This is a genomic window from Stenotrophomonas sp. STEN020 (assembly GCF_056760195.1).
Genome location: NZ_JBRREI010000100.1, coordinates 1 through 6,407, shown reverse-complemented (window position 1 = coordinate 6,407; position 6,407 = coordinate 1). Strand labels below are relative to the sequence as shown.

The 6,407-nt window shown below is 64.7% G+C and carries 6 protein-coding genes; 2 read left to right on the top strand and 4 right to left on the bottom strand.

The annotated features are described in order from the left end of the window. Nucleotides 1-210: 210 nt before the first annotated feature. Both ACVOLZ_RS21925 and wrbA read right to left on the bottom strand, forming a co-directional pair. On the bottom strand, nucleotides 211-555 hold the full coding sequence (locus tag ACVOLZ_RS21925; protein WP_481517975.1) for a DUF2069 domain-containing protein: 345 nt from the start codon (nucleotides 553-555) through the stop codon (nucleotides 211-213). Beyond that, nucleotides 552-1,145 carry an NAD(P)H:quinone oxidoreductase gene (wrbA, locus tag ACVOLZ_RS21920; RefSeq protein ID WP_481517974.1) on the bottom strand — a complete coding sequence of 198 codons (594 nt, stop codon included), beginning with the start codon at nucleotides 1,143-1,145 and terminating at the stop codon, nucleotides 552-554. Before wrbA ends, ACVOLZ_RS21925 begins: the two co-directional genes overlap by 4 nt. A gap of 78 nt (nucleotides 1,146-1,223) precedes the next feature. Here wrbA and ACVOLZ_RS21915 point away from each other — a divergent pair, with 78 nt between their 5' ends. Beyond that, nucleotides 1,224-2,498, top strand: a complete 1,275-nt coding sequence (locus tag ACVOLZ_RS21915; protein WP_481517973.1) for a YihY family inner membrane protein — start codon at nucleotides 1,224-1,226, stop codon at nucleotides 2,496-2,498. After that, the gene (locus ACVOLZ_RS21910; protein ID WP_481517972.1) at nucleotides 2,495-3,058 is read left to right on the top strand and encodes a TlpA family protein disulfide reductase; all 564 of its coding nucleotides are present in this window, start codon (nucleotides 2,495-2,497) and stop codon (nucleotides 3,056-3,058) included. Before ACVOLZ_RS21915 ends, ACVOLZ_RS21910 begins: the two co-directional genes overlap by 4 nt. 559 nt (nucleotides 3,059-3,617) lie before the next feature. Here the strand turns inward: ACVOLZ_RS21910 and ppk2 are convergent. Further along, nucleotides 3,618-4,415, bottom strand: a complete 798-nt coding sequence (gene ppk2 / locus ACVOLZ_RS21905) for a polyphosphate kinase 2 (RefSeq protein ID WP_481517971.1) — start codon at nucleotides 4,413-4,415, stop codon at nucleotides 3,618-3,620. A gap of 41 nt (nucleotides 4,416-4,456) precedes the next feature. After that, nucleotides 4,457-6,160: an O-linked N-acetylglucosamine transferase, SPINDLY family protein gene (locus ACVOLZ_RS21900; protein WP_481517970.1), complete on the bottom strand. Its 1,704-nt coding sequence runs from the start codon at nucleotides 6,158-6,160 to the stop codon at nucleotides 4,457-4,459. Nucleotides 6,161-6,407 lie beyond the last annotated feature (247 nt).

Here is a 6,407-nt window from a genome sequence, read left to right as displayed (position 1 = left end):
GGGGGGGCGGGGCCCCCCCCCCGCCCCCCCCGCCCCGCCCCCCCCCCCCCCCCCCCCCCGCCCGCCCCCCCCCCCCCCCCGCCGCGGGCGCTGTGTTTGTGCCGGGCCGCCCCCCCCCCCCCCCCCCGCTCCCACAACACGGTTCTTAGGTAGTGCCCCAGCCGAGCATGGCTCGGCTCTACCCGGTCGGACCTGCTGGGCTTGGGGATATTAGCGAGCTTTCTTGGCGGCAAAGCGGGCGCGCATGCCGGGGATGCTGACCAGGGCCACGATCAGCAGCGCCAGGACGATCTCGATCCACGCATACAGGGCGGTATCGCGGTGGCTCCAGGCGCTCATGACGCCGTGACTGAACCAGAACAAGGCCAATACCCCCGCCCAGAAGCGCGCCACGGCGCGCTGTGCCAGTACGCCCAGCAGCAACAGGACCGGCGGTGCCACAAACACCAAGCCGACCGCCAGCAGGTGGCGGTCGGCACGGAACCACCACGCATACAGCCCGGCCAGCAGCGCCAAGGCCAAGGCCAGGATCAGGTCGCGGCTGCGGCCGCTCATTGCGCCAGACGCCGGGCGATATCGGCCACGCGTCGGCCCAGTGCCCGCGCCAGCCCCGCTTCATCGTCGGTGGGCTGCGGATCATCCTGGCTGCCGGCCACATGGCTGGCACCATACGGCGTGCCGCCGCTGGTGGTGTGGCTCAGTGCCGGCTCGGTGAAGGGAATGCCGACGATCAGGCAGCCGTGGTGCAGCAGTGGCAGATGCATCGACAGCAGGGTCGACTCCTGACCGCCATGCATCGAGGCGGTGGAGGTGAACACCGCCGCAGGCTTCCCGGCCAGGGTGCCGTTGACCCATTCCGCACCCAGGCCATCAAGGAAATGTTTGACCGGAGCGGCCATATTGCCGAAGCGGGTAGGGCTGCCCAGCACGATGCCATCGCATTCGGCCAGATCGGCAATTTCGACATAGGGGGCGCCGTCTTCGGGTACAGGCGGGGCGCTGGTCTGGGTGACGGCGGCAACCGGCGGCACGGTGCGCAGGCGGGCACTCATGCCGGGAACCTCGCCGATACCGCGGGCGATCTGCCGCGCCAGCCGGGCCACTGAGCCGCCACGGCTGTAGTAAAGCACCAGAATTTCCGCCATCGCAGCATTCGCTCACTCTTACAGGAACCGGCAGTATCAACGATGCGGCCCGCGCTTTGCATCGGGTACCCTTGCCGAATGGAACCTTTGGATTCACTCAACCTATGGATGGAGCGCCTGCGTGACCGGGCGCGCAACGTCAGCTTCGGTCGCTTCCTGTGGAAGCGCTTCCTCGACGACCGCCTGTTCCAGGCCGCCGGCTCGTTGGCCTACACCACGGTGTTCGCGCTTGTGCCGCTGGCCATTGTCGTATTCGGGGTGCTGTCGGCGTTCCCGATGTTCGATCGTTGGAGCGAGGCGCTCAGCGACTACGTGTTCTCCAACTTCGTACCCTCGGCGGCGCGTGCGGCGGAGGGCTATCTGCGGCAGTTCTCGGCCAGCGCCGGGCAGCTGACCGCGGCTGGCTTCCTGGCCTTGGTAGTGTCGCTGCTGATCACTCTCAACAGTGTCGAGCAGACCTTCAACCGCATCTGGCGGGTGGCTTCGGCGCGGCCGCAGCTGACCCGCTTCCTGGTCTATTGGACGGTCTTGACCCTGGGCGCTTTGCTGGCCGCCGCCTCGTTGGCGATCTCGGCAAAGGTGTTGTCGCTGCCCTTGTTCGGTACCACCGAGGGCCGCTGGCTGGCCGATCTTGGCCTGCGCCTGGCGCCGGTGCTGATCGAGTTCGTCTGCGTGGTACTGATCTACCGGGTGGTGCCGCATCACACCGTGAAGTGGCGCCATGCCATTCCCGGCGCCCTGCTGGCGGTGCTGATGCTGGAGCTGGTGAAGTGGGGCATGGGCCTGTATCTGGGCAGTTTCCAGTCCTATCAGAAGCTCTATGGCACGGTGGCCTTCGTGCCGATCCTGTTGCTGTGGATCTACCTGAGCTGGGTTTCGGTCTTGCTGGGGGCATCACTGGCCTCATCGATCGCAGCTTTCCGCTATCAGCCAGTGGCAATGCGGCTGCCGCAGGGCTGCGAGCTTTATGGCTTGCTGCGCCTGTTGGGGCGCTTCCGTGAGGCGCGGCAGCAAGGGCAGGGGCTGGGTGAAGATCAGCTATTGCTGCTGGAACCCATGCTCACCGACTCCTTGCTGCAGCAGTTGCTGGAGCAGATGGAAACCATTGGCGTGTTGCGCCGTGACGAGCGTGGTGAATGGTTGCTGGCGCGGGACCTGGACAGCATCAGTCTGCATGAACTGTATGAAAGCGCGCAGCTGCGTATTCCCGCCGCCGAGGAATACCTGCCGATGCGCGAGGACAGCCTTGGGCAAGCGGCCTGCAATGCCCTGGATCAACTACGTCTGCCGTTGCGCGAACTGCTCAAGCGCCGTGTGGATGACATCTATGTAGAGCGCGGAGATAGTCGATGATCAACAAGTTCGTTCCTGCCTTGCTGCTGGCACTGGCTTTGACAGCGTGCAAGCCCGAGCAAGCACCTGTCGCCGCGCCGGCTGCTGCACCCCAGGCACCGGCCGCGCCCGAGGCGACCCAGCCCAGTGTGGTCCAGCAGACGGTGGAAATACCGCAGCTGCAGGTACCAACCGTGGATGGCAAGACCTATGACCTGGCCAGTCACCGTGGGCAGTGGGTGGTGGTGAATTTCTGGGCGACCTGGTGCGCACCCTGCCTGCAGGAAATGCCCGAGTTGTCGGCGCTGCACGCCATGCGCAGCAATGTGGAAGTGGTTGGCCTGGCGTATGAGGACATCGAGCTGGACGAGATGCAGACGTTCTTGAAGGAGCATCCGGTGGCCTATCCGATCGCCATCATCGACACCTTCAGCCCGCCCAAGGATTTCGCTACGCCGCGTGGCTTGCCGATGACCTACTTGATCGGGCCGGACGGCAAAGTCGCCAGGCAGTTCCTGGGGCCGGTGAATGCGCAGGAGATCGAGCAGGCGATTGTGGCTGCGGGTGGCAAGGCGGTTTGATGATGGTTGGTTGAGGATGGTTGTTTGAGGTGATGGTGGTTATTTGGTTGGAGCCTTGAGGCGGGGGCAAAAAGCTCTAGAGCCAAGAGCACCCCTCCCCAACCCTCCCCTTCGCTGCGCGAAAGGGAGGGGGCTGTTCTCGGCATCTGTCAGATGGCCGCGGTGCCGCTGCTACTCCCTACCTTTCGCGTAGCGAAGGGGTGGGTTGGGGAGGGGTAGCTTTTCAGCTCTCCGCGCAATGCCTGCTTCGCGGCTTACGCCGCTATTACAACTCCTGCAAGATGGCTGGGAATGCCCTTGCCGAGCATGGCTCGGCACTACAAGATGGCTGGGAATGCCCTTGCCGAGCATGGCTCGGCACTACAAGATGGCTGGGAATGCCTTGCCGAGCATGGCTCGGCACTACAAGATGGCTGGGAATGCCCTTGCCGAGCATGGCTCGGCACTACAAGCCCCTCTCCCGTTCACGGGAGAGGGGTTGGGGTGAGGGCAGCCTTTGGGGCATTGCCGGAAAGCTCCTGCCGGGCATGGATCGGCATTACAAGGCGCTGGAGTCGCGCTATGGCTTGGCTGCTTCTTCATCCACCGCGAACGGCGCAATCGGCTTCACCACGCCGTACTTTTCTTTCTTGGGTTTGCCTGGCAGTGGTGGCAGTTCGACCACCGGCTCGTCGATGTAGGTATCCGGCAGGCGATCCAGCAGGTCGCGGATCAGGGTCAGGCGGCCACGCTTCTGGTCGTTGAAATCCACCAGCGTCCACGGTGCCTGCGCGGTATGGGTGGCCTCCAGCATGGCTTCGCGGGCCTGCGTATAGGCGTTGTATTCCTGCCGCGATTTCAGATCGATCGGTGACAGTTTCCAGCCCTTGAGTGGATCATCACGGCGCTCGGCGAAACGCTTTTCCTGTTGCTCCTGGTCCACGCACAGCCAGTACTTGAACAGCAGGATGCCATCGTCCACCAGCAGTTTTTCAAACGCGGGCGTCTGATCGAGGAAGGCCTTGTACTGCGCATCGGTGCAGTAGCCCATCACCTTTTCCACGCCAGCACGGTTGTACCAGCTGCGGTCCATCAGCACGATCTCGCCGGAGGCGGGCAGGTGCGCGATGTGGCGCTGGAAATACCACTGGCTGTCTTCGCGCTCGCTTGGCTTGGGCAAGGCCACCACCCGGCACTGGCGCGGGTTGACGTGTTTGGCGATGTCCTGGATGACCCCGCCCTTGCCGGCGGTGTCGCGGCCTTCGAACAGCACCAGCACGCGTTGGCCGCAATGCTGGGCCCAGCGTGCCATGTTGGCCAGTTCCAGCTGCATCGGTTCCAGCAACGCTTCGTACTGCTTGCGCTTGAGCTTGCCCATGGTCACTCCTTGTGGAACGCCGAGCCTAACCCAATCGCATGTCAGCCAATGTCAGCGTTGCGCCAGCCATGGGCGCCGCCCAGCTGCTGCAGCAGCTGGGCCAGGTCGCTGGCGAAGCCGGCCATGTCGAACAGGCCGCTGCGTTCGCGGGCTTCGGCCAGCCGCTGGCGCGTGGCCTGCAGGGCGGCGGCGTCATTGCCCAGCCCGATTGCGGTGGCAACGAAGGCCGTGTCATCAGCGACATTCATGTCGTCCATGCCCAGGTGATGGTTGAGGCTGCCAGCAACCCGTGCCGCAAAGGTGTTTCCGGGCGCGGTCAGTACCGGGCAGCCAGCCCATAGTGCGTCGGAAGCGGTGGTGTGGGCGTTGTACGGGTGCGTATCCAGGAAGAGATCGGCATGCCGGTAGCGGGCCAGGTACTGCGGATGTGGCAGCTTGCGCATGAACACCAGTCGCGCTGGGTCCACGCCGTGTTGACGGGCGACTTCCTGCAGGCGCTGGTCGGCCTTGCCCGGCCCGGACAACAGCCACAGCACGCTGCAGGGCACGCCCAGCAGTACCTGCAACAGGCGCTTGACGCTGCGTGGGTTGAGCTTGTAGCTGTTGTTGAAGCAGCAGAACACCACGCCGCTTTCCGGTAGGCCACAGTCGCTGCGCGAGGGCGGTGACTGAACAGTGCGCGTGTTGTCCGAAGGCTGGAAGGCGCGCGGCAAACGCAGCACTTTTTCGCTGAAAGTAGATTCCAGAGCCGGTGGCAGCACGAAGTCATCGGCGACGACGTAGTCGATCCATGGCGCACCAGAGGTGCCGGGGTAGGCCAACCAGTTCAACTGCAGCGGTGCAGGGCGCATGGCCAGTACTTCGGGCGTGCCACCACCGCCCCAGCCGCGCAGATCGAACAACAGGTCGATGCCAGCAGCGCGGATGCGCTGCGCAATCGCCGCATGTGCTTGGTCACTGACGTCGTGCAGTTGCTCGGCAGCGGCCTGCAGGCGCTGGCGTATGCCACTGCCATCGTCGCTGTTGAGCGCGAACAGATGCACCTGCAGTTGCGGCTGCGCGCGCAACTGCTCGAACAAGGCGACCGTCAGCAGGCCGGTCGGATGCGCACCGAAGCCGTTGGATAGAAAGCCAACGCGCAGCGCGCCCTGTGCACGTACCTGCGTTGCCGGCAGACGCGGAATGGACTGGGCTAGAACATTGGCGCGTTGCCGTGCGCAGGCCAGTTGTTCGGTGGCGCTGGCGTCTTCGCTGAGAAAGGCGAAGGGCTCCACTGCGGGATTGCCTTGCGCTACGGCACTGCGCACCTGCTGCGAGAGCGCATCGATATCGCGCCAGTCGCAGAGCCGGCGCTGCCAGTTCAGGCGTTGCGCGGCCATATAGGCCTCATCCGGTGCCAGGGCATGCGCGCGCCGATAGGCATCGGCGGCGGCTTCGGGTTGGTTGGCATCTTCCAATACATGACCCAGCCACAAGGCCATGCCGGGATGTTGTGGAGCAAGTTGGCAGGCCTGCTGCAGCAGCGCGGCGGCTTCGTCATGCTTGCCCTGCATCCAGCGGGCGCGGCCGAGGCGGGCGAGGGCTTCGGGGTGTTGCGGACGCAGTTGCAGGGCTCTTGCTGCGGCTGCTTCGCCTGCGCGCACATCGCCAGCGCCCAGTTCTGCGTCGGCCAGCATCACCCAGGCGATGAAGTCACCGGGTTGGCGGGTGACGGCATGGCGGAGCTGGTCACGTTCGTTGGTCATGGGCCTGGCTTTTGCTCCCTCCCTTGCGCAGAGCGCAGGGGAGGGTTGGGGAGGGGGGGATTTTGCTATGGGCTGGTGATTAAGGCCAAATCCAGAGGCAGCAGCCAAAGCCAAAGCTACCCCTCCCCAACCCTCCCCTATGCTGCGCATAAGGGAGGGAGCAAAGCCTATGCTGCGCATAAGGGAGGGAGCAAAGCCTATGCTGCGCATAAGGGAGGGAGCAAAGCCTATGCTGCGCATAAGGGAG

What these genes read in the sequence shown, in the direction of transcription:
- ACVOLZ_RS21925 (WP_481517975.1), bottom strand. Translation starts at nt 555, where the DNA reads ATGAGCGGCCGCAGCCGCGACCTGATCCTGGCCTTGGCCTTGGCGCTG.
- wrbA (WP_481517974.1), bottom strand. Translation starts at nt 1,145, where the DNA reads ATGGCGGAAATTCTGGTGCTTTACTACAGCCGTGGCGGCTCAGTGGCC.
- ACVOLZ_RS21915 (WP_481517973.1), top strand. Translation starts at nt 1,224, where the DNA reads ATGGAACCTTTGGATTCACTCAACCTATGGATGGAGCGCCTGCGTGAC.
- ACVOLZ_RS21910 (WP_481517972.1), top strand. Translation starts at nt 2,495, where the DNA reads ATGATCAACAAGTTCGTTCCTGCCTTGCTGCTGGCACTGGCTTTGACA.
- ppk2 (WP_481517971.1), bottom strand. Translation starts at nt 4,415, where the DNA reads ATGGGCAAGCTCAAGCGCAAGCAGTACGAAGCGTTGCTGGAACCGATG.
- ACVOLZ_RS21900 (WP_481517970.1), bottom strand. Translation starts at nt 6,160, where the DNA reads ATGACCAACGAACGTGACCAGCTCCGCCATGCCGTCACCCGCCAACCC.